Below are 21,244 nucleotides of genomic sequence, written 5' to 3'. Positions count from 1 at the left end.
GTGAAAAGACTCCTCACCCTCGCGGTCATGTCGGTGGTCGCGGCCACCGCCGCGGTCGCCGTGGCCACTCCCGCCTCCGCCGCGACCGCGACCTTCGCCCGCACCTCCAGCTGGGGCACCGGCTACGAGGCGAAGTTCACCGTCACCAACAACACGTCCACGACGATCACCAGCTGGAACGTGCAGTTCGACCTGCCGTCGGGCAGCACGATGGGTACCTACTGGGACGCGCTGCTCACCTCGTCGGGGCAGCACCACACGTTCACCAACCGGTCGTGGAACGGGACGCTGGGGCCCAACGGCACCGCGTCGTTCGGCTTCATCGTCACGGGCAACGGCGACCCGACAAACTGCACCGTCAACGGCGGCTCGTGCGCCGGCGGGCCGACCAACCCGGGCGCGCCGGGGACGCCGGGCAACGTGCGGGTCACCGGTACGACCAACACGAGCGTCTCGCTCGCCTGGAACGCGCCGTCCGGCACGGTCACCGGCTACCGGGCGTACGAGGGCTCGACCGTGCGGGCCACGGTCACCGGCACCTCGACCACGGTGTCCGGGCTCGGCGCGTGCACGTCGCACAGTTACACCGTGGCGGCGTACAACTCCGCGGGCGAGTCGGCCCGCTCCGGCGCGGTGTCGGCCACCACGACCGGCTGCCCGACCGGCGGCGGTCCCATGGCGGCGGCGCCGTACGTCTACCCGGGCTGGGGCAACCCGCCGGCACCGTCCACAGTGATGAGTGCGACCGGGATCCGGTGGTTCACGATGGCGTTCATCCTCTCGGCCGGCGGCTGCACGCCCGGCTGGGACGGCAACACACCGCTGACCGGCGGCACCCACGCGAGCTACATCAGCCAGATCAGGGCGGCCGGCGGTGACGTGATCCCGTCGATCGGCGGCTGGAGCGGCAACAAGCTCGGCCCGAACTGCTCCAGCGCACAGGCCCTCGCCGGCGCATACCAGCAGGTGATCAACGCGTTCAGCCTCAAGGCGATCGACGTCGACATCGAGAACACGGACGAGTTCGAGAACCCGACCGTGCAGGACCGGATCCTCGGCGCCTTGAAGATCGTCAAGCAGAACAACCCGGGCATCAAGACGATCATCACGTTCGGCACGACAACGAGCGGCCCGTCGGGCACCGGCGTCCGCCTGATCAACCAGGCGGCCGCCCTCCAGGCGAACATCGACGTCTTCACGATCATGCCGTTCGACTTCGGTGGCGGCGCGAACATGTACCAGAACACCGTCAACGCCTCGGAAGGGCTCAAGAACGCGCTGAAGTCGGCCTTCGGCTGGAGCGACGCGGTCGCCTACACCCACATGGGCATCTCCGGTATGAACGGCCTCTCCGACCAGCAGGAGCTGACCAGCCCGGCCACCTGGACGCAGATCCGCGACTGGGCCAAGGCCCGCGGCCTGGCACGGCTCGCCTTCTGGGCCGTCAACCGCGACCGTCCGTGCCCCGGCGGCGGCGTGGTCTCCAATTGCAGCGGCATATCCCAGGCCGACTGGGAGTTCACCCGCATCACCGCCGGGTTCTAGGAGATCGTTCGGGAAGGGGGTTTCGGCTTGCCGAAACCCCCTTCCCTCCGCGCGCGATGTGCGCCGTGGTCGGGACCCCGCCGTTACTTTCAGGGCAGATTTGCCCACGCCCGCGTCAGCTGTAGACCGTATGCTCCCGCGGGCACCGCTCCCGGCCGGCGGCTCGCAGCGCTCGCCGAAACCCCCGGCCGTCCACTGCCAGGCCCGCGGTCCAAGCCCCCGAGCAAGACCACGATCGCAGCTGGCCCCGGCGGAGCTCCCCGGCACAGCAGATCTTGGTACGAATTGGCCCCCAGAGGGGCACCTTCGTACCAAGATCTACCCCCTCGCTGACAGCACTCTCGGCACCACCCCCACCGAACCCACGAGACCTTGATCGGCACAGGCATTGTGGACAAACACCGCCGCACCGCGTGGCGCGGGCCGCGTATCGGCCGGAGGCAAGGGGAGTGACCGCGGCCAAACGCGAGAGTGAGCCGCAGGAGCAGCGGACCAGTCCATGGTCGACTTACGGTGAGTGGCATCGGGTCGAGATCGCCGCTCCCGCGGCCTCACCCATCCGCCGCTGGTCGCGGCAACCCCCGCTGGACCCCCGTGACGGTCGCCGTTTGTCCACAATGCCCGCCGCTGCCGCGACAGTGGGAGCCCGCATCCAAGGTGCCGTCGCGGTGAGTAACCGCGACGACGGCGGGCGCGGCGCAAGATTCGCGATCTAGGAGAGTTGGGGCGCCATATCAACCCGAAGTCTCCTAGATCTGGACCACGTGCCGTTCGCGTGGCTCGTGGCCGTTACCCCTGGCGACGAAGCCCGCTTACTCCCAATGGGTGACCGCGACCGGCGGCGAAAGGGTGAGGCCGCGGGAGCAGCGGTCTGGACCACGACGGACATCGCGGTAGCCCAGATCTCCTTTTTGGATCGAATGCCCGGAGCAAGGCACATCTGCCTGAAGACTCACGGGTGAGGCTGGCGCAGGGAGCTGTCCCTTATCTGGAGCTTGGTCTCCAGGGTGATCGTCGTGGGCGGGCGCTCGGGGTCGGCGATCCGTTGCGTGAGCAGGCTCGCCGCCTCGCGGCCCAGCTCGTACGTCGGCTGGGCGACCGTGGTCAGCGAGGGGCGCACGAGGTGGGCCCAGGGCACGTCGTCGAAGCCCACCACGCCCATCTCGTCGGGCACCGCGATGCGGCTGTCCACAAGGCACTCCACCGCGCCGACGGTCATCAGGTTGTTGGCGGCGAAGAGCGCGTCGGGGCGGGGGCGCAGGCCCAGCAGCTCGGCCATCGCCCGATAGCCGCCCTCCTCCCGGAAGTCGCCGTGCCGCACCAGCTCCTCGTCGTACGGGCGGCCGTGCTCCTCCAGCGCCCGCCGGTAGCCGCGCAGGCGCCGGGTCGCGGTGAAGACGCCGACCGGGCCGGTCAGGCAGGCGATCCGCCGGTAGCCGGACTCGATCAGGTGGGTGGTGGCGAGGCACGCGCCGTGCTCGTTGTCGACGAGCACGGTGTCGACGTGAGTGCCGCTCTGCTGGCGGTCGATCACCACGACCGGCACGCGGGCGTCGACGAGGCGGTTGACGTGGTTTGCCTTGCCGGCGGGGGAGATGATCACGCCGGCCATCTGCTCGGCGAGCGCCGCGTCGACGTACTGGCCCTCCTTGCCGGGGTCTTCGTCGCTGTTGCAGAGCACGACCGAGTAGCCGGCCCGCTGCGCCACGTCTTCCACACCGCGGACGAGCGAGGTGAAGAACGGGTTGCCGATGTCGGAGATGATGACCGCCCACAGCGTGGTGCGGCTGCGCCGCAGGTTGCGGGCGACCGCGTTGGGCCGGTACTCCAGCTCGCGCATCGCGTCGCGGACCCGCTTGGCCAGCGCCGGGTCCACATTGGCATGTCCGTTGGCCACGCGGGACACCGTCGCCGGTGAGACCTCCGCCCGCCGCGCGACGTCATAGATCGTCGCCATGGCACCTCCCCCCAAAAAGTCCCCCGCTTGCCGCCCCCGAATGATCGCAAAAGCGCGTGGACTTCGATGTCCCGCTCCCCGACACGATACGTAGTGCCCGCATACACGGAACGCCCACGCCCGGACACGTATCGCGATTACCGCCGGGTAGGCTGCCGGCATGACTGAGCAGCGAATCGCGATCGTGACCGGCGCGGCGCGCGGGATCGGCGCGGCCATCGCCCGGCGGCTGTCCGCCGACGGCATGGCCGTGGCCGTGGTCGACCTCGACGAGACCTCCGGCAAGGCGACGGTCGACAGCATCGCGGCCGCCGGCGGGCGGGCGCTCGCGATCGGTGCCGACGTTGCCGATCGAGCCCAGGTCGACGCGGCCGTCGCGCGGGTGGTAGCCGAGCTCGGCCCGCCCACCGTGCTGGTCAACAACGCCGGCGTGCTCCGCGACAACCTGCTCTTCAAGATGAGCGACGACGACTGGGACACCGTGCTCTCGGTGCACCTGCGCGGCGCGTTCCTCTTCAGCCGGGCCACCCAGGCGCACATGGTCGAGGCGAAGTGGGGCCGCATCGTCAACCTCTCCAGCACCTCCGCGCTGGGCAACCGCGGCCAGGCCAACTACGCCGCCGCCAAGGCCGGCATGCAGGGCTTCACGAAGACGCTCGCGTTCGAGCTCGGCCCGTTCGGCGTCACGGCCAACGCGGTCGCGCCGGGGTTCATCGTCACCGAGATGACCGCGTCGACCGCGGCCCGGCTGGGGGTCGACTTCGAAGAGTTCCAGAAGGCGCGGGCGGCGGAGACGCCGGTGCGCCGGGCCGGCCACCCGGACGACGTGGCGCACACGGTGTCGTTCCTGGTCAGCGAGGGGGCGTCGTTCGTCTCCGGCCAGGTGATCTACGTGGCCGGAGGTCCGCGGGCCTGACCGTCACGGGGGCCGGGCCGTCCGGCGCAGCCAGTAGAGGCCGATGATCGGCAGGACGAGCGGGACGAAGCCATACCCCCGGCCGTAGACCGACCAGACCGAGTCGTCCGGGAAGGCGTCCTTGTCGACGATGCTCAGCGTGCCCACCACCAGCACGCCGATCAGCTCCACCGAGCAGCAGACCAGCGCCAGCCGCCGGCCGGACGTGCCACCCCGGGCCAGGCCGATGGTCGCGACCAGGTAGATCAGCGCGGCGAAGGCGGAGAGCAGGTAGGCCTCGGGCGCCTCGTCGAACTTCGTGGCGATCTGCACGGTCGCGCGGGCACCGGCGGAGAGCGCGAAGATCCCGTACACGATCACGAGGACCAGGCCGGGTCCCGAGTTGAGCCGGTCACGCACCGGTGGCCTCCCAGATCTGGCCGAGCCGCGCGACGAGCACGGGCATCACGAGCATCGCCACGGTGAGGATGACCGAGCCCCAACGCGTCGGCTCCAACCGGGCCAGCGAGACGGCGACCGGCGGCAGCGCCAGAAACGTGAAGAGATAGCCCACGAACGTGCCCACCTCGGTGGGGCGGTCGCCCCCGATCATCGCGACCACGGCGCCGACGGTCAGCACGAGCGCCGCCACCTCGACGAGGGCCACGCCCACGTAGTGGCTGAGGTCGGGCGGCCGGTTGCGGATCGCCGCGACGAGGCACAGCAGCGCGACGGCCAACGCCGCGACGATGACGATGGCCCCGAGGGTGTCATTCACGCCGCCACTCTACTAATCGACGTAGTAGGGTCGGCGCCCCGCCAAACTCGGACGCCTTGTGCGGTGCCGTATCGATCTCCTGGCGCCTATCCTTAACGTTGGTCGATGGTCTCTGGGGAGGGCCCGAGTGGACTTGACCGACATGACGCCCGTAGAGGCTCTGCTGGTGGCTGGAGCCTGCGTCGTGCTCGGACTGCTGATCCTGGCCGCGATCGCCGAGCGGCCGCGCCGCCAGCCCCGCCCCGACTTCGTCAAGCTGCGCGCCGCCGCCCACGAGCTCGCCGTGTACGCCGGAGAGACGCACGCCGTGGCCGGCCGGGCCGCCGCGGCCGCGATCGAGGCGCGGGAGCGGCTGGCCGAGGCCGAGGCCGCCCGAGAAGCCGCCTGGCAGGCGCAGGAAGCGGCCGGCGTCGCACACCACGCGGCGTGGCAGGAGGCGGAGTACGCCCGGCCCGCGCCCGACCCCGAGACGGTCGACCTGGAGCTTGTCACGGCGGGCGATGTCGAGGCCACCGACGGCGACCGCCAGCGCGAGGTCTCCCGGGCCGCGCTCTCCGCTTACCGGCGCGGCGAGCTGTCCGTCGACGAGCTGCGCGAGGTGTTTCGCCGGGCCGGTGACTGGGATCCGGAGCAGGAGGAGCGCGAGCGGCGCACCGACCACCTCCGGGCCGACGAGCTGGCCGCCCGCCGGGAGTACGAGCGGGCCGCGCTCGCCGCCCGGCGCGCCTACGACGCGTTGCTGGCCGCCGAGGCGCAGTCCCGGGAGATGTCGGGCGTGGCGATAGCCGCCGCGGCGGAAGCCCACGAGGCGCTGCTGGTGACACAGCGGTTCGCAGGCAAGCCCAAGCGCAAGCGCAGAGGCAGGTCCAAAAAGCGGTGACGCTGATCCAAGACCGTTTGGCGCTCCGCCGGGGCCGGCTCTCGTAGGGTGCTGGGATGAGATTCGGGTTGCTGGGGACGGGGCATTGGGCGGCGGAGACGCATGGGGCGGCGCTGGACGCGCACCCCGGCGCGGATCTCGTGGCGGTGTGGGGCCGTGACGGGGACAAGGCGGCGGCGCTCGCCGGGCGGTACGGGGCCACCCCGTACACCGATGTCGACGCGCTGCTGTCCGAAGTGGACGCCGTGGCGATCGCGCTGCCGCCCGGCGTGCAGGCCGAGCTGGCCCTGCGTGCGGCCGACGCGGGCAAGCATCTGCTGCTGGACAAGCCGATGGCGATGGACACCGCCTCGGCCGATCGGATCGTCGCGGTGGTTCGCGAGCGTGGCCTTTCCTCGGTGGTCTTCTTCACCAACCGCTTCCGGGACAACATCGTGCGGTTCATCGACGAGACGGCGGCGACCGGCGGGTGGCTGGGTGCGCGGGTGACCCAGTTCGCGTCGATCTACCAGCCCGGCAACCCGTACGGCGGCTCGCTCTGGCGCCGTGAGCGGGGCGCGTTGTGGGACATCGGGCCGCACGTGCTCTCGGTGCTGCTGCCGGTGCTCGGGCCGGTGGCCGAGGTGAGCGCGGTCGGCGGGCCGCGGGCCACCACCCATCTGACGCTGCGGCACGCGGGCGGCGCGGTGACCACGGCCTCGCTGACCCTCGACGCGCCGCCCGCCGCGATGCTGCGTGACCACGACTTCTACGGCGAGCACGGCGTCGCCACCATGCCGGTGCCCGAGGGGAGCGCGGTGGCGGCGTTCGGCGTGGCGGTCGACCGGCTGGTCAAGGGTGGTCCGGAGCCGTGCGACGCGGGATTCGGGCGTGACGTCGTGGCTGTGCTGGAGGCGGCGGATATCGCCCTGCGCGAAAAGCGGCCGGTCGCGGTGGCCTGACAGGTTACGGTCGCGGCAAGCGACCAGGGAGGCCCCTCATGGACCTGCGACACGATCCGCTCAGGCCGCCGTGGCGTCCCCCGGGCTCTCCGGGGCAGCCGCCGTTGCCGCCCGAGCCGCCGACCAGCGAGGGCGTGCCGCCGTGGCTCCAGGAGCGCCTCTTCGACCAGCGGATGGTCGTGCTGACCGGCCCACTCAACGACGACGCGGCCACCCGTGCGGCCGCCGCGCTGATGACGCTCGACGCGCTCGGCAAGGAGCCGGTGCGGCTCCAGCTGGCCACCCCTGACGGCGACCTGGCCGCCGCGTTCGGCCTGATCGACGTGATCGACACGATGAGCGCGCCGGTGCACGCGGTCGTCACCAGCCTCGCCGGAGGCGCGGCGGTGGGCCTGCTCGCGGCGGCGGCGCGGCGGCTGGCATACCGGCACGCCCGCATCCGCCTCAGCGAGCCGCGCGCGGCCACGGTCAGCGGCACGGCCGACGAGGTGGCCGCCGCCGCGGGGCAGTACCTGCGGGAGCTGGAGGAGCTGGCGGTACGCATCGCCACCGCCACCGGCCAGCCGCGTAGCCGGATCGAAGACGACCTCTCCGCCGGCCGGGTGCTCACGGCCGAGCAGGCGGTGGAGTACGGCCTGCTGGACGAGATCGTGGGTCCGGATCAGCCTGCGGGAGGAGCGGGTCAGACCTCGGGATGACGCCCGCCGCCCGCAGGATCGGGCCGCAGGCGGTCGGCGCGGCGGGCGCGCGTCCATAGCGTCGAGCCCATGATTGAGGCACGCGCGCTGAGCAAACGCTTCGGCGACAAGCTCGCCGTCGACCAACTCTCCTTCACCGTCAAGCCCGGCCAGGTCACCGGCTTCCTGGGGCCGAACGGCGCCGGCAAGTCCACGACCATGCGCATGATCGTGGGTCTGGACCGGCCGAGTGGCGGGGTGGCCACTGTCAACGGCCGCGCCTACCGGGAACACACCGCGCCGCTGCGGCAGTTGGGCGCACTGCTCGAGGCCAAGTCTGTCCACAAGGGACGTACGGCACGCAACCACCTGCTCGCGCTCGCGCGGACGCACGGCATCCCGGCCGCCCGCGTCGACGAGGTGCTCGCGATGGTGGGGCTGGAGTCGGCGGCGCGGCGGCGGGCGGGGAGCTTCTCGCTCGGCATGGGGCAACGGCTCGGCATCGCCGCCGCGCTCCTCGGCGACCCGGCCGCGGTGATCCTCGACGAGCCGGTCAACGGGCTCGACCCGGACGGCGTGCTCTGGATCCGCAACCTGCTCAAGGCGCTGGCCGCCGAGGGCCGTACGGTCCTGGTCTCCAGCCACCTGATGAGCGAGATGGCCGTGACCGCCGAGCACCTCGTGATCATCGGGCGCGGGCGGCTGCTGGCCGACACCACCGTCGACGAGCTCATCGCCCGGGTCGCGGTGGGCACCGTGCTCGTCCGTACCCCGGAAGGCGCCGCGCTCCGCGACGTGCTGGTGGCCGGCCGCGCGACGGTGACCAGCGTGGAGCCGGGCCTGCTCCAGGTCAGCGGCGCGAGCGCCGCGCAGATCGGCGACCTGGCCCGGCGGCACGCGATCGCGCTGCACGAGCTCACCCCGCGCCGCGCGTCGCTGGAAGAGGCGTACATGGACCTGACCCGAGAGGCGGTGGAGTACAAATGATCACGTTTCCGCGCGTGCTGAGCTCTGAGTGGGGCAAGCTCGTCTCGCTCCGCTCAACCTGGATCACGCTCGGCGCCGCGGCGGTGCTCGCGGTCGGGCTGGCCGGCGCCATCGGATACGGCGTGCACCACGCCGTCGAGGGCGATGACCCACCACCGGCGCTGTCCGAGGCGGTGGGCTCCGCGTTTCTGCCGATCGACTTCTTCGCGCTTGTCTTCGGCGTCTTCGGCGTGCTCCAGATGACCGGCGAGTACGGCAGCGGGCTCATCCGGGCCACACTCACGGCGGTGCCGCGGCGGTGGCCGGTCGCCGTCGCGAAGGCGGTGGTCCAGACAGCCGTTACCCTGCCGGTGATGGCGGTGACGGCGCTCGGCTCGTTCCTCGTCTGCCAGGCGTTTCTCGGTGACGATGGCGCGTCGCTGGGCGACCCCGGCGTGCCCGGCGCGATCGTCGGCGCGGCCTTCTCCCCGGTGCTCGTGGGCCTGATCGGCCTCGGCGTCGGCATGGCGTTGCGGCACACGGCCGGCGCGATCACCACGCTGGTGGCCGCGCTCTTCATCATCCCGGTGCTGCTCGGACCGGCTCTTCCGGGCGACATGGAGGAGAACGCGATGAAGTACGTGCCGACCGTCGCGGGGCAGGCGATGTACAGCGTGGGCGGGGGCGGGCAGCCGTTCGAGACGCTGTCGCCGGGCGCCTCCGCGGCCGTCATGGTGGGGTGGGCCGCGCTGCTCCTCACCGGCGGAGTCGCCCTGCTGCTCCGCCGGGACGCCTAACCTTTCGTCGTGGGCACTTTGCGGGCCGTGCTGGCGCGGCACCCACGACTTGTCGACGCCGGCCTCGCCGTCGCGCTGGCCCTGTTCACCGGGCCGGCGGTGTTGCGCGGGGCCGGTGCCGACGAGTGGCTGTGGTTCGTCGCCGTGCATATGCCGATCGTGTGGCGGCGCCGCTGGCCGGTCGGTGTCTTCTGGACGGTGTTCGGGCTTGCGATCGTGGCCGGTGCGGTGGTCGGGGTACGCGTGGAGGGGCTCTACCCGGAGTCGGTCGTCACCGTGGCCGTCTACACCGCCGCCCGGTACGGCCCGCGCCGGCAGCTCATCCTGATCGTCGCGGCGATCGAGGTGCCGGCGCTCGTCGTGTTCATCCCCCGGGGTCCATATTGGACGGCGCTGGGGTTCATCACGTCGGTGCTCGCGGCCACGGTGCTGCTGGGCATCACGGTCCGCACCCGCCAGGCCTACCTCGCCGAGCTCGAGGAGCGGGCCCGCCGGCTGGAGCGGGAGCGCGACCAGCGGGCGCAGATCGCGGTGGCCGCCGAGCGGGCCCGGATCGCCCGCGACATGCACGACATCGTCGCGCACAACCTGGCCGTGATGGTCGCGCTCGCCGACGGCGCGGCACTCACCGCGGCCGCCGCCCCGCAACGGGCCGCCGACACCATGCACAAGGTCGCGGCCACCGGGCGGGAGGCGCTCGGGGAGATGCGCCGCGTGCTCGGCCTGATGCGCGAGGACGGCGTGGGCCGCACCCCGCAGCCGGGGCTGGACGGGCTCGACGCGCTCGTCGAGCGGGTGCGGGCCGCCGGTGTTCGGGTCGCCTTGACCGTCGAGGGCGTACCCGGCGAGTGGGGCGCCGGCGCGGGCGTCGCGGTCTACCGCGTCGTGCAGGAGGCGCTCACCAACACGCTCAAGCACGCCGGGCCGGAGGCGAGCGCGCACGTGCGGCTCCGCTACCGCGACGGCGGCGCCGAGGTGGAGGTCACCGACGACGGCGGCCAGCGGGCCACCGCGCCGGCCGCCACCGGAGGTCACGGCCTCACCGGCATGGCCGAGCGGACCGCCGCGTACGGTGGCGGCGTGGAAGCCGGGCCCCGGGACGGCGCGCCGGGCTGGCGCGTGCTCGCCCACCTCCGCTTCGACGACGGGGTATCGCCATGACCGTGCGGATCCTGCTGGCGGACGACCAGGCGCTGCTGCGTCTCGGGTTTCGCATGGTGCTGGAGACCCAGCCCGACCTGGAGGTGGTGGGCGAGGCGGGCGACGGCGCGCAGGCGGCCACGATGACCCGCGCGCTGGAGCCGGACGTGGTGCTGATGGACGTGCGCATGCCGGTCACCGACGGCATCGAGGCGACGCGGCGCATCGTCGAGTCCGGGTCCGCGGCGCGCGTCCTGGTGCTCACCACGTTCAACCTCGACGAGTACGTGTACGCCGCGCTCCGCGCCGGTGCCAGCGGCTTCCTGCTCAAGGACGTGCCGCCGGCCGACCTGATCAGCGGAATCCGGGCGGTGGCGGCCGGTGACGCGGTGGTCGCGCCGAGCGTGACCCGCCGGCTGATCGACGCGTTCGCCGGATACCTGCCCGACCCGGCGACCGGCCGGTCACCCACGGACGAGCGGCTCGACCAGCTCACCGACCGGGAACGCGAGGTGCTCGTCGAGGTCGCCCGCGGCCTCTCCAACGCGGAGATCGCCGAATCGCTCGTGGTGTCCGAGGCGACGGTCAAGACGCATGTGGGGAGGATCCTCGCAAAACTGGCACTTCGCGACCGGGTACAGGTGGTGGTCTTCGCGTACGAATCGGGCATCGTCCGCCCAGGGGCTGAGTGATCCCCTACGACTTTGGTCGTAGCCGGTGTGCGCGACATTCCACTTCCGGTAGGTCGTCGCGGGCGGCTCACCTCCCTAGGCTCGTGTGCATGGGGGAAGGTCAGCACCAGCTGAAAGCCGAGATCACCGTCGGCGCGCGGGGGATCGACGTACGCGTCGCCGGTGAGATCGACATCGCGAACGTGGACGAGTTTCGGGCGCTGCTGTGGGGGTTGCCGTCCGCACCGGCGCCGCTGAGAGTCGACCTCGGTGGAGTGGGTTTCCTGTCCGCCGCGGGGGTCCGGGCGCTGGTCGCGGTACATCTGCGCACCCGCGCCCGGGGCGGCCAGCTGGTCATCTGCAATCCGAACGCGGTGGTCCGCCGCACGCTCCGCGCCACCCGGGTAAACCGGGTCATCCCGATCGTCGGCTCGTCCGTGGTCGCCGAAGACGTGGCCCGCCCGTGGCCGTCGCCGGTGCCGCTCAACCGCGCGGTGTCTTTGACCTGAGCGGTAACCGCGACCAACAGCGGACGGGTGAGGCCGCGGGAGCAACGGCCTGGACCGACGGACATCGCGGTAGCTCAAAAAAGGGAACGCAGCGGGGGTGCATCCCCCCGGGAAGCACCCCCGCCGTCCCTCCCCCCAGCCCCAGAGGGGGAGCGGGCCGCCGGCGCACCCCCATGCACCGCGCGGCTCTGTGAAGATCCGGGTAGAGGAGCGCCGAGCGGGGCCCGTGATACATCGAAAACTTCTTTCGTCGGGTATGTATCAGCGCGACCTTGATCACCTCCTCACATGTGCGCACCACGCACTGTCGCCTGGCCGATATCCATCGCACTTACGATGGCGCAGTGTGTTCGGGAGCAGGTCAGGCGGGGGATGGATGTGAGGGGGTGCGATGACATCGGCGACTTCTGACGACACCGGTGTCGGCACGGCCTCCTGGGAGGTGGCCGCGCGCGAGTTCGCCGCGTGGCGTGCCGGTGACCGGGCGGCGCTCGACCGCCTGGTGCGGCTGCTGACGCCGATGTTGTGGCACCTTGTCCGGGCGTATGGGCTCGATCGCGAGTCGGCCGAAGACGTGGTGCAGACGACCTGGCTGGCGCTGGTGCGCAATGTGGATTCGGTGCGCGACCCGCAGGCGGTGCTCCGGTGGACGACGACCACCGCCCGCCGCGAGGCGTGGCGCACCGCCCGCGCCGGCAAGCGCGAAGACGTGGCGGAGCCGCAGACCCTCGACGCGGCCCTGCCGCCGGTCGGCGGGCCGGACACCACCGTGCTGGCCGAGCGCACCGCGAATACCCTGTGGCGCCACGTCGCCGAGCTGCCCGAGCGGTGCCGCCGGCTGCTGCGGGTGATCGCGTTCGACGACCGGCCCGACTACGCCTCCCTCTCCACCGAGCTGGGGATCGCGGTGGGCAGCATCGGTCCGACGCGCGGGCGCTGTCTCGACAAGCTACGCGGTCTGCTGGCCGCCGATCCGGAGTGGAGTGACCGGCGTGACTGACGACTCGACGCTGTTGCGTGCGGTCCATGACATGTACGACACATTGGATCCGCCGCCGGCGGACCTGGCTGACCGCGTGCTCTTCACGCTGCACCTCGAAGATCTGGAATTCGAGCTCATGCGGTTGCAGGAGGCCATCCAGCCGGTCGGCGCCCGTGGCCCGGAGACCGCCTCCACCGTCACCTTTTCGGCGGAAAGCCTCACCGTGATGGTGACCGTGTCGGATTCGGGACCGCAGCGGCGCCGGATCGACGGTTGGATCGCACCAGGCGGCGCGTTGCGAGTCGAGTTGCGCACTCCGCGAGGTGTGCACGAGACCCAGGCCGACGCCGACGGGCGGTTCGCTTTCGCGGAGGTGCCGTCCGGTCTGGTGCAGATCATGATCCATCCGACGACCGGGGCGACCGTACCCCTGCACCGGCCGGTGGTCACACCACCGGTGCAGCTCTAGCCCCGACCTCTTCCGTGGGAGTTCATCGTGGCCACCGTTAACAACCATGTCCCGACACCGCCGGGCGCCCTGATGGGGGCATATGGCGCCCGCGCTCTCGACCCGGTCGCGGCCCAGAGGCTGCCCGACCAGCAGGTCAAGTCCACCGTCTACGTCGCCAACCGGCTGCTGATGCGCCGGCAGAGCAAGGGCGAGCACCGCCGCCTCTTCGACGAGGTGGGTGCCGGGCTCCAACTCCGGCTCGACGACCCCGCCGACGGCAGCCGCTGTTTGCGCGTGTCGCCCGGCAACGGCGGCCCGGCCACGCCGGACGCGTGGCGGGTCTTGCAGACGATCCGGTCGAAGGACTCGGCCCGGTTGCGCAGCCTCGGCCTCGGCCTCGACCACCTCATGTTCGCCGCGTCATCGCCGATCACGGGCAGCCCGTTCCACTCGGCGTTCCCGTTCCACTCCGCGTTTCCGTTCCACTCGGCGTTCCCGTTCCATTCCGCCTTCCCGTTCCACTCGGCGTTCGGTGGGCCGGTCGCGCAGTACGGCATGCTCGGCTTCGGCGCCACCCAGCCGGTCAACCTGGTGCTGCCCACCCCGGTGCGGCAGGCTTCCGTCACGCCGCGGCGGCCGGTGGTGGCCGTGCTCGACACCGGTTGCGGGCAGCACGACTGGTTCAACGAGGGCGTGCTCTCGCCCATCAACGCGCTCGGCGGTGGTGACACGGGCACCGCGCTGGACACCACCGGCGACGTGGTCGGCCCGCTCGACGGGATGCGCGACCCGCTGGCCGGGCACGGCACGTTCATCTGCGGCCTGGTCCGGCAGACCTGTCCGGACGCCGACATCCTCCCGGTCCGGGTGATCCACTCCGACGGCGTGATCGTCGAGTCGGAGCTGCTGGTGGCGCTCCAGACCCTCAAGGAGCTGGCCCGTAAGTTCGCCGCGGGCGAGCCGGGCGGCCAGGCGATCGACATCATCTCGCTGTCACTGGGCTTCTACCACGAGTCCGAAGACGACGACGCGTACATGTCGCTGCTCTACGAGGAGATCCGCGACCTCGCCGAGCTCGGCATCGCCGTGGTGGCCGCGGCCGGCAACGACGCTACCGCCCGGCCGATGTTCCCCGCGGCGTACGCGGCGACCCCGCAGGGCGTGGAGGCACCCATCGTGCCGGTGTCCAGTGTGGGCGCGCTCAACCCCAACGGGTCGATCGCCCTCTTCAGCAACACCGGCGAGTGGGTGCGCCACTGGGAGCCGGGTGCGGCGGTGGTGAGCACGATGCCGAAGTTCGACCACGCGATGGCGCCCGGCGCGGCCATCCTCGACCCGTTCCACGCGCGCATCCGGGAAAACCTCGACCCGGACGACTTCGCCGGCGGCTTCGCGATCTCCAGCGGCACGTCGTTCGCGGCGCCCATCCTCGCCGGCCGCATCGCCAAGGCGCTGATCGCGGCCAACGGCGTCGGTTCGTTGATGATGACCGAGAGCGACCCGGTCAAGCGCATGCAGCGCGCGGTCGAGGCGGTGCAGCCGCAGCCGTAACGGTCGAGTCAGCGTCGCTGGCCGTCGTGCCATGATGGGGCGTGTCCGTCGTTGCCAGCGCCGCCGAGCTGCACGCTAGGTCCGTCCGGGAGACTGAGCACGGACGGCACGCGGAGGCTCGGCGGCTGCTGCGCGCGGCCCTGCGCAGCGGCCCCGATCCCGAGCTGCGCGCGCGGATCCTGATCAGCCTCGCCTACCACCAGGCCGAGCGGCGCAGCCTCGACGAGGGGCTGGCCCTGCTCGGCGAGGCCGACGAGGTGCCCGACCTCCCGGCCCGGCTGCGCGGCATGGTCGCCGCCCAGCGCGGCCTGCTGTTCATGCGAGCCGGCCGTTCCGGCGACGCTCTCGCCGCGCTCGACGTGGCGGTGGGCGTGCTCGACGAGTCCGTGCCGGAAGACATCTGCCGGCCGCTGCTGACCCGCGGCATCCTGCACATGCAGCGCGGGGTGCTGGCGTCGGCGCGGGCCGACTTCCGCCGCTGCGTGGAGATCGCCCACCGGCACGGGCTGGACATGTTGGCGGCCAAGGCTTCGCACAACCTCGGCTACCTGTCGCTGCTGTCCGGTGCCCTGCCGCGGGCGCTGCGCGAGATGGGCGAGGCATGGTCGACGTTGGCCGGCCAGTCGCCGATCTACGCGGCGGTGTGTCACATCGACCGCGCCCAGGTGCTGCTCGCCGCGGGCCTGTGGCGGGAGGCCGACGACGACCTCGCGCACGCCGTCGAGCTCTTCCGCGGCGCCAAGGCACCGCAGGATCAAGCCGAGGCCGAGCTGGCCCGCGCGCAGATCGCGCTGCTGGAGGAGCGTTACCCGGACGCGCGGCGGCTGGCCGTGCGGGCCGGCAAGCGTTTCGCCGCCCGGGGTGCCGACGCCTGGGCGCTGCTCGCCGAGCACATCGCCCTCGCGGCCGCCGTCGGCCGGGGGCGGGGCGGCGCACCGGCGGCCGCCGACGAGGCGGCCCGTGTCGCCACCGCGCTCGCCGCGGCCGGCCTCGACGACGAGGCGCGCCGGGCCACGCTGACCGGCGTGGTGGCACTGCTCGCCGTCCGTCCACTGGGGAGCGTCGAGCGGATCCGCGCCGCGGCCGGTGGCGCGATCCGGCTCCGCCGCGACGACCCGATCGCCACCCGGCTGGCCGCGCGGTCGGTGCGCGCCGGGCTCGCCGACGCCGAAGGACAGCCGGTCCGGGCCGACGCCGAGCTGCGGGCCGCCCTCGCCGACCTGCATCGCTACCAGGCGTCGTTCGGCAGCCTCGACTTGCAGACCGCGGTGAGCGGCCACGGCCGGCGCCTCGCCGAGCAGGGGCTGGCCCGCGCGCTCGCCACCGGTCGGCCGGCGACGGTCTTCGGCTGGGCCGAGCGGGCCCGCGCCCTGTCGACCCGGCTGCCGCCGGTGGTGCCGCCCGACGATCCGGAGGCCGCGGGGATGCTGGAGGAGCTGCGCCGCCTGCGGGTCGACCTGCGCGGTGCCGTGCTCGCCGGCCAGCCCGTGCCCGCCCTGCGCAGCCGCTGCGCCCAGCTCGAGCGGCTGATCCGGCAGCGCTCCTGGTATACGCCGGGGCCTGGGCAGACGCTCGCGCCCGCCCCGCTCCGCGACGTGCAGGACCAGCTGGCGGTCGCCGACGCGACGTACGTGGCGCACGTGCTCTCCGGCGGCCGCCTGCACGCGCTCGTGGCCGGTCCACGCCGGCGCGCGCTGCTCGACCTCGGCCCGGCGGCGCCGGCCGTCGAGCTGCTCCACCGGGTCCGCGCCGACCTCGACGCGCTCGCCACGATCCGCCTGCCCGAACCGGTGCGGGTGAGTGTGCGCGCGGCCAGCCGCCGCTCACTTCAGGGGCTCGACGAGCTGCTGTGGCACCCGCTGCGGCGGCACCTCGCCGACGGTCCGCTCCTGCTGGCGCCGGCCGCCGGGCTGGTGGCCGTGCCCTGGACGCTCCTGCCCGCGCTGCGCGGACGCCCGCTCGCGGTCGTGGCCTCCGCGACCGCCTGGCTGGCCGCCCGCGACCGGGCCGCGCTGCCGGCTCGGCCGACGCTGGCGCTGGCCGCCGGCCCCGACGTGGCACGCGCCGCCGAGGAGGTGCGGCTGGTCGCGGAGGTGTGGTCGGCGCGGTCGCCGACGCAGCTCACCACATCGGGGGTACGGGACGCGGCACGCACCGCCGACGTGCTGCACGTGGCCGCGCACGGTGTGCACGAGCCGGACAACCCGCTCTTTTCCCACCTGGTGCTGGCCGACGGGCCGCTCTTCGGCCACGAGCTGCACCAGCTGCCCCAGCTCCCGGCGCATATCGTGCTGTCGGCGTGCGAGTTGGGCCTCGCCCGGCCGCGGCCGGGCGAGGAGACGTTGGGGATGACCGCCGCGCTGCTGCACGGCGGCGCGGGGAGTGTCGTGGCCGGCGTCGCACGGATCGCCGACGCGGTCGCTTACCAGGTCGGTCCGGCCCACCACGCGGCACTGCGAGACGGTGAGTCACCGGCCGCCGCACTGGCGACCGCCATCGAGAGCGCGGCGAAGGCGGAGGAGGACCTGGCGCCGCTGGTCTGCTTCGGCGCCGGGTGGTGACGTTCTCTCATGCATCACAGGAGAGGGCTGGCGTAAATCCGATACATGCCGCGTCGCGATTGCGCTAGCGTTGTCGCCATGCCACACGCCCTGATCAACACGACCCCCGCCCTGATGGGTGCGTGGGGTCCTGCCTTCGTCGTCAGGCCTTGGCTGGTGCGTCCGGCCCTGGGCTGACCGCCGCACACTCACTCCGCGCTCTCTCCAGGGCCCTCCGAGTCCCCGATCGTCTCGGACAGGGTCCGCTTCCGCATGCGCCTGTCCGCGTTTTGCCGGCCCGCGTTTTCGTGTGGGCCGGTCGGAGAGGACGCCGGCAGTGGCGCAGAACACCCAACGAATCCGCAACGAGCGCGACCGCACCCGGCGGGTGCTGTCGCAGACGTTCCTGCACGACCCGGGCGAGCTGGACCGCGTGGTACGGGCCGCCGCTCCGCACCGCCGTGAACTCGTCCTGGAGGTGGGCGCCGGCGACGGGCGGCTCACCCGCCGCCTGGCCGAGGTCGCCGGACGGGTCGTGGCGTACGAGGTCGACCCCGCCTTCGCGACCGCGCTCGCGGCGCCGTCGAACGTGGCCGTGCGGCACCAGGACTTCCTGACCGCCCGGCCGCCACGCGAGCCGTTCGCGGTGGTGGGCAACATCCCGTACGCACTGACGGCGCCGATCGTGCAGTGGTGCCTGCGGGCGCCGGCACTCACCTCGGCGACGCTGGTGACCCAGCTGGAGTACGCCCGCAAACGCACCGGCGACTACGGACGGTGGAGCCGGCTGACCGTGGCGACGTGGCCGGAGTTCCACTGGGGACTGTCCGGACGGATACCACGGCGGGCCTTCCGCCCGGTGCCCCGCGTCGACTCCGGCATCCTGCGGCTGGAGCGGCGACCGACACCCCTCGTCCCCGCCCAGGCGATGGCGGCCTACCGGTCCTTTGTGGAGCTGGGCTTCGGCGGCGTGGGCGGCTCGCTGCACGCCTCGCTGCGGCGGCGCTATCCGGCCCGCCGCGTGGACGGCGCCTTCCGCGCGGCGCGGCTGGATATCTCCACAGTGGTCGGTCACGTGTGGCCTGAGCAGTGGTTGCTGCTCTTCCGCCTGCTGGGCGGTCACGCTCCCTGAGCTCGAATCTCAACCGGTCACGCCGGACTGGACCGCCAGCACGGCGAGCCGCACCCGGTTAGGGGTGCTGGTCTTGGTCATGAGGCTGGCGATGTGCGTCTTCACCGTCGTCACGCCGAGGTGGAGGCGTTCGGCGATCTCGCCGTTCGACATGCCCTCGCCAACCAGGGCGAGCACCTCGGTCTCGCGCGGCGTGAGGCCGAGGCTGGGCGGGGTCGGGTCGGTGGGCGCTGAGCGGCTGTGCACCGCCGACGCGACAAGGCGGCGGAGCACCGCGGGGCTGAAGGGGGAGTCGCCGGCCGCCGCGCGGCGGATGCCGTCGAGCAGGTCTTCGGGCGCGGCGTCCTTGACCAGGAAGCCGCACGCGCCCGCGGCCAGCGCTGGATAGAGGTGGTCGTCGTCGTCGAACGTCGTGATGACCACCACGCGCACCGACGGCCGGGCGGCCAGGATCCGGGCGGTGGCGGTGATGCCGTCGACGCCGGGCATGCGCAGGTCCATGAGGATGACGTCGGGCAGCACCTGCTCGGCCAGGCGTACCGCTTCGGCGCCGTTGTCGGCCTCGCCGACCACCTCGACGTCGGGGGCGGCGGCGCAGAGCATGCGTAGACCGGCGCGTACCAGGTGCTGGTCGTCGACGAGCAGTACCCGGATCATGCGGGAGCCGGCTTGTGGTGGCAGATCTTCGTGGCACGCACGGGCGCCGGCGGCGAGGCCGAGGGGAGCAGGGCGGACAGGCGCCAACCGCGCCCCTCGCGTCCCACCGACAGCGAGCCGCCGAGCAGCTCGACGCGTTCGCGCATGCCGACGAGCCCGTGCCCGGGCGCGTCGCCGGCGGTGGGGAGGGCCGGCGGGCTTGTGCCGCCGTCGTCGACGATCTCCAGCAGCACCGTGTCGTCCGGGGTGAGGCGCATGGAAACCTCGGCGCGGGCGGCGGTGCCGGCGTGCTTGGCCACGTTGGTCAGGCCTTCCTGGGTGAGGCGCAGGACGGCCAGGCCGCGGACCGGGTCAAGGCCGCCCACGGCCGGGTCGACCGACGATTCGATGTCGAGGCCGACCTGGCGGCCGCGCTGCACCACCTCGTCGAGGGCGGCGTGCAGCTCACCCGGCTCCACGAACGGCGGGGTGTCGCCCACCTCCGGGTCGCGCAGCACGGTCACCAGCCGGCGCAGGGCGGCGAGCGTGGCGGTGCCGCTGCCGTGAACGTCGTCGAGCACCTCGCGCACCCGCGGGTCGTCGGTCGGCAGCACGTGCCGCGCGACACCGACCCGCAGCACGATCGAGGCGACGTGGTGGGCGACGACGTCGTGGAGCTCGCGGGCGATGGCCGTCCGCTCGTTGGCCCGCGCGGTCCGCGTCTCGGACCGGCGGCGGCGTTGCTCCTCGGCCACCCGCCGCTGGGCCTGCGCGGCCGTCTGGCGTACCGAGCGGATGTACGCGCCGAGCAGCACCGGCGCGCCGATCATGACGGCGGCTCGGTAGAGCTGCGCGGCCACGCCTCCGGTGGGGTGGAGCACGTACACGGAAACCTGTGCGGCCGTCCCGACCGCCACCTGCCAGCCCGAGCGTCGCATCGCCAGCTCGAAGAGGGCGATGGCGGCGGCGACCTTCACGATCACCGCCGCGTGGTGCCCCACCTCGTACGCCGCCAGCAGCAGCCCCATCTGCACGAGCGTCGTCGCCAGCGGCCACCGGCCGCCGCCCGCGCTCACCACCACCGCGGTCAGGGCGAGGATCCAGTCAGCCGCGCCCGCCGCGGAGCCGCGCATCACCAACAGGTAGCCGACGGCCAGCACGAGCAGCAGCGCCACGCGCGCCGGCCAGGCCCGCTCGTCGAAGAGCCGGCCGATCCACTGGGTCACCACATCCGAACAGTAGGCCTTCGGGCGGCGCACGGGCCTCCTGCCGTGGCAGGAGAGGACCACAATGGGCCGGTGACGAGTGAAGATCCGTACACCGTGGTCTGGTCTGAACAAACGGCACATCTCGGTCGTCTCGCCGGCGAGGAAGCGGGTTGGTATGCGGCCACCGCGGCGGCACTGGTCCGCCCGGACGACCGGCTCGCGGTCGACGTGGGCTGCGGCGGCGCCGGCATGACACGCGCGCTCGCGGCCGCGCTCGGCCCGGAGGGGCGCGCCGTGGGCGTCGACGGGGAGCCGGCGATCCTCGCGGCGGCGAAGGAGCGCGCCCCGCACCTGGAATTTGTGGCGGCCGACCTCGGCGGCGACCTCGCCGACCTGCGGGCCGCGCTCGGCGAGCCGGCCGACCTGGTGTGGGCCTCCGCGTCGGTACACCACGCGGGCGACCAGCAGGCGGCGGTCGACGCGCTCGCCGGGCTGCTCGGCGCGGGCGGCCGGCTGGCGCTGGCCGAAGGCGGACTGCCCGCCCGCCACCTGCCATGGGACGTCGGCATAGGCGACCCCGGGCTCGAGGTGCGGCTGGACGCGGCGCAGGACCGGTGGTTCGCGTCGATGCGGGCCGGGCTGCCCGGGTCGGTGCGGATGCCGTACGGCTGGAGCGAGTGCCTCCGCCGTGCCGGCCTGGTCGACGTCACGGCACGGACGACCCTCTTCGAGCGCGAGCTGCCGCTGACCGACGCCGAGGTCAACAGGGTCCTCGACAAGCTCGCCCACCGGGTCGACCACCTGCGGCCGGCCGGGTTGCTCGACCCGGCCGACCTGGAGGCGTGGGATCGCCTGCTCGACTCGGGCGATACGGCCTGGCTCGGCCTCCGCGAAGACATCTACTGGCTGGACGCCCGCACCGTCCACATCGGAGTCCGCGCCGCGCCGTAACCCCTTTCTTAAAGCCAACATTTCCCGGGCCGCGTCA

The 21,244-nt window shown here is 72.8% G+C and carries 21 protein-coding genes; 16 read left to right on the top strand and 5 right to left on the bottom strand.

Annotation, left to right across the window (positions count from 1 at the left end):
- On the top strand, positions 1-1,545 hold the full coding sequence (locus AC5L36_RS42415; protein ID WP_441219973.1) for a cellulose binding domain-containing protein: 1,545 nt from the start codon (positions 1-3) through the stop codon (positions 1,543-1,545).
- 952 nt (positions 1,546-2,497) lie between these two features.
- On the opposite strand, the gene AC5L36_RS42410 is transcribed toward AC5L36_RS42415, so the two are convergent.
- Positions 2,498-3,502: a LacI family DNA-binding transcriptional regulator gene (locus AC5L36_RS42410; protein WP_441219972.1), complete on the bottom strand. Its 1,005-nt coding sequence runs from the start codon at positions 3,500-3,502 to the stop codon at positions 2,498-2,500.
- A 160-nt stretch (positions 3,503-3,662) separates the two neighbouring features.
- On the opposite strand from AC5L36_RS42410, the gene fabG reads away from it, so the two are divergent.
- Positions 3,663-4,418, top strand: coding sequence for a 3-oxoacyl-ACP reductase FabG (fabG, locus tag AC5L36_RS42405; protein ID WP_441219971.1), 756 nt, complete (start codon positions 3,663-3,665; stop codon positions 4,416-4,418).
- Positions 4,419-4,421: 3 nt separating this feature from the next.
- Here the strand turns inward: fabG and AC5L36_RS42400 are convergent, their stop codons facing one another.
- Together AC5L36_RS42400 and AC5L36_RS42395 are read right to left on the bottom strand one after the other, a co-directional pair.
- On the bottom strand, positions 4,422-4,817 hold the full coding sequence (locus tag AC5L36_RS42400; RefSeq protein ID WP_441219970.1) for a hypothetical protein: 396 nt from the start codon (positions 4,815-4,817) through the stop codon (positions 4,422-4,424).
- Positions 4,810-5,175, bottom strand: a complete 366-nt coding sequence (locus AC5L36_RS42395) for a hypothetical protein (protein ID WP_441219969.1) — start codon at positions 5,173-5,175, stop codon at positions 4,810-4,812. Before AC5L36_RS42395 ends, AC5L36_RS42400 begins: the two co-directional genes overlap by 8 nt.
- A 142-nt stretch (positions 5,176-5,317) precedes the next feature.
- Between AC5L36_RS42395 and AC5L36_RS42390 the strand changes: the two genes are divergently transcribed.
- The 13 genes from AC5L36_RS42390 to erm all read left to right on the top strand — a co-directional run bounded on the left by AC5L36_RS42390 (position 5,318) and on the right by erm (position 18,412).
- Entirely contained in the window at positions 5,318-6,055 is a 738-nt protein-coding gene (locus tag AC5L36_RS42390) for a hypothetical protein (RefSeq protein ID WP_441219968.1), read from the top strand.
- A 56-nt stretch (positions 6,056-6,111) separates the two neighbouring features.
- On the top strand, positions 6,112-6,996 hold the full coding sequence (locus AC5L36_RS42385) for a Gfo/Idh/MocA family protein (RefSeq protein ID WP_441219967.1): 885 nt from the start codon (positions 6,112-6,114) through the stop codon (positions 6,994-6,996).
- 38 nt (positions 6,997-7,034) lie between these two features.
- Positions 7,035-7,694 carry an ATP-dependent Clp protease proteolytic subunit gene (locus AC5L36_RS42380; protein WP_441219966.1) on the top strand — a complete coding sequence of 220 codons (660 nt, stop codon included), beginning with the start codon at positions 7,035-7,037 and terminating at the stop codon, positions 7,692-7,694.
- Between the two features lie 69 nt (positions 7,695-7,763).
- Positions 7,764-8,660: an ABC transporter ATP-binding protein gene (locus tag AC5L36_RS42375; RefSeq protein ID WP_441219965.1), complete on the top strand. Its 897-nt coding sequence runs from the start codon at positions 7,764-7,766 to the stop codon at positions 8,658-8,660.
- Entirely contained in the window at positions 8,657-9,436 is a 780-nt protein-coding gene (locus tag AC5L36_RS42370) for an ABC-2 transporter permease (RefSeq protein ID WP_441219964.1), read from the top strand. The genes AC5L36_RS42375 and AC5L36_RS42370 overlap by 4 nt, the downstream gene beginning before the upstream one ends.
- A 9-nt stretch (positions 9,437-9,445) precedes the next feature.
- Positions 9,446-10,597, top strand: coding sequence for a sensor histidine kinase (locus tag AC5L36_RS42365; protein WP_441219963.1), 1,152 nt, complete (start codon positions 9,446-9,448; stop codon positions 10,595-10,597).
- Complete coding sequence (locus AC5L36_RS42360; RefSeq protein ID WP_441219962.1) at positions 10,594-11,268, top strand: response regulator; 675 nt, start codon at positions 10,594-10,596, stop codon at positions 11,266-11,268. Before AC5L36_RS42365 ends, AC5L36_RS42360 begins: the two co-directional genes overlap by 4 nt.
- A gap of 89 nt (positions 11,269-11,357) precedes the next feature.
- Positions 11,358-11,756, top strand: coding sequence for an STAS domain-containing protein (locus tag AC5L36_RS42355; RefSeq protein WP_441219961.1), 399 nt, complete (start codon positions 11,358-11,360; stop codon positions 11,754-11,756).
- A gap of 391 nt (positions 11,757-12,147) precedes the next feature.
- Positions 12,148-12,756, top strand: coding sequence for an RNA polymerase sigma factor (locus tag AC5L36_RS42350; RefSeq protein ID WP_441219960.1), 609 nt, complete (start codon positions 12,148-12,150; stop codon positions 12,754-12,756).
- Positions 12,749-13,207, top strand: a complete 459-nt coding sequence (locus AC5L36_RS42345) for a hypothetical protein (RefSeq protein ID WP_441219959.1) — start codon at positions 12,749-12,751, stop codon at positions 13,205-13,207. The genes AC5L36_RS42350 and AC5L36_RS42345 overlap by 8 nt, the downstream gene beginning before the upstream one ends.
- Positions 13,208-13,234: 27 nt before the next feature.
- The gene (locus AC5L36_RS42340) at positions 13,235-14,740 is read left to right on the top strand and encodes a S8 family peptidase (RefSeq protein WP_441219958.1); all 1,506 of its coding nucleotides are present in this window, start codon (positions 13,235-13,237) and stop codon (positions 14,738-14,740) included.
- A gap of 41 nt (positions 14,741-14,781) precedes the next feature.
- Entirely contained in the window at positions 14,782-17,301 is a 2,520-nt protein-coding gene (locus tag AC5L36_RS42335) for a CHAT domain-containing protein (RefSeq protein WP_441219957.1), read from the top strand.
- Between the two features lie 316 nt (positions 17,302-17,617).
- Positions 17,618-18,412 (top strand): ErmE/ErmH/ErmO/ErmR family 23S rRNA (adenine(2058)-N(6))-methyltransferase, encoded by a 795-nt coding sequence (gene erm, locus AC5L36_RS42330; RefSeq protein ID WP_441219956.1) that lies wholly within the window; start codon positions 17,618-17,620, stop codon positions 18,410-18,412.
- 9 nt (positions 18,413-18,421) lie between these two features.
- On the opposite strand, the gene AC5L36_RS42325 is transcribed toward erm, so the two are convergent.
- Both AC5L36_RS42325 and AC5L36_RS42320 read right to left on the bottom strand, forming a co-directional pair.
- Positions 18,422-19,069, bottom strand: coding sequence for a response regulator (locus AC5L36_RS42325; RefSeq protein ID WP_441219955.1), 648 nt, complete (start codon positions 19,067-19,069; stop codon positions 18,422-18,424).
- Positions 19,066-20,274, bottom strand: coding sequence for a sensor histidine kinase (locus AC5L36_RS42320; protein ID WP_441219954.1), 1,209 nt, complete (start codon positions 20,272-20,274; stop codon positions 19,066-19,068). Before AC5L36_RS42320 ends, AC5L36_RS42325 begins: the two co-directional genes overlap by 4 nt.
- 72 nt (positions 20,275-20,346) lie before the next feature.
- On the opposite strand from AC5L36_RS42320, the gene AC5L36_RS42315 reads away from it, so the two are divergent.
- A complete protein-coding gene (locus AC5L36_RS42315) occupies positions 20,347-21,207 on the top strand; it encodes a class I SAM-dependent methyltransferase (RefSeq protein ID WP_441219953.1) in 861 nt (286 codons plus the stop codon).
- Positions 21,208-21,244: the final 37 nt, after the last annotated feature.

The organism is Phytohabitans sp. LZ39, from assembly GCF_059359075.1.
Note: the sequence above shows the minus strand (reverse complement) of the source record. Positions and strands in the feature narration are given on the sequence as shown.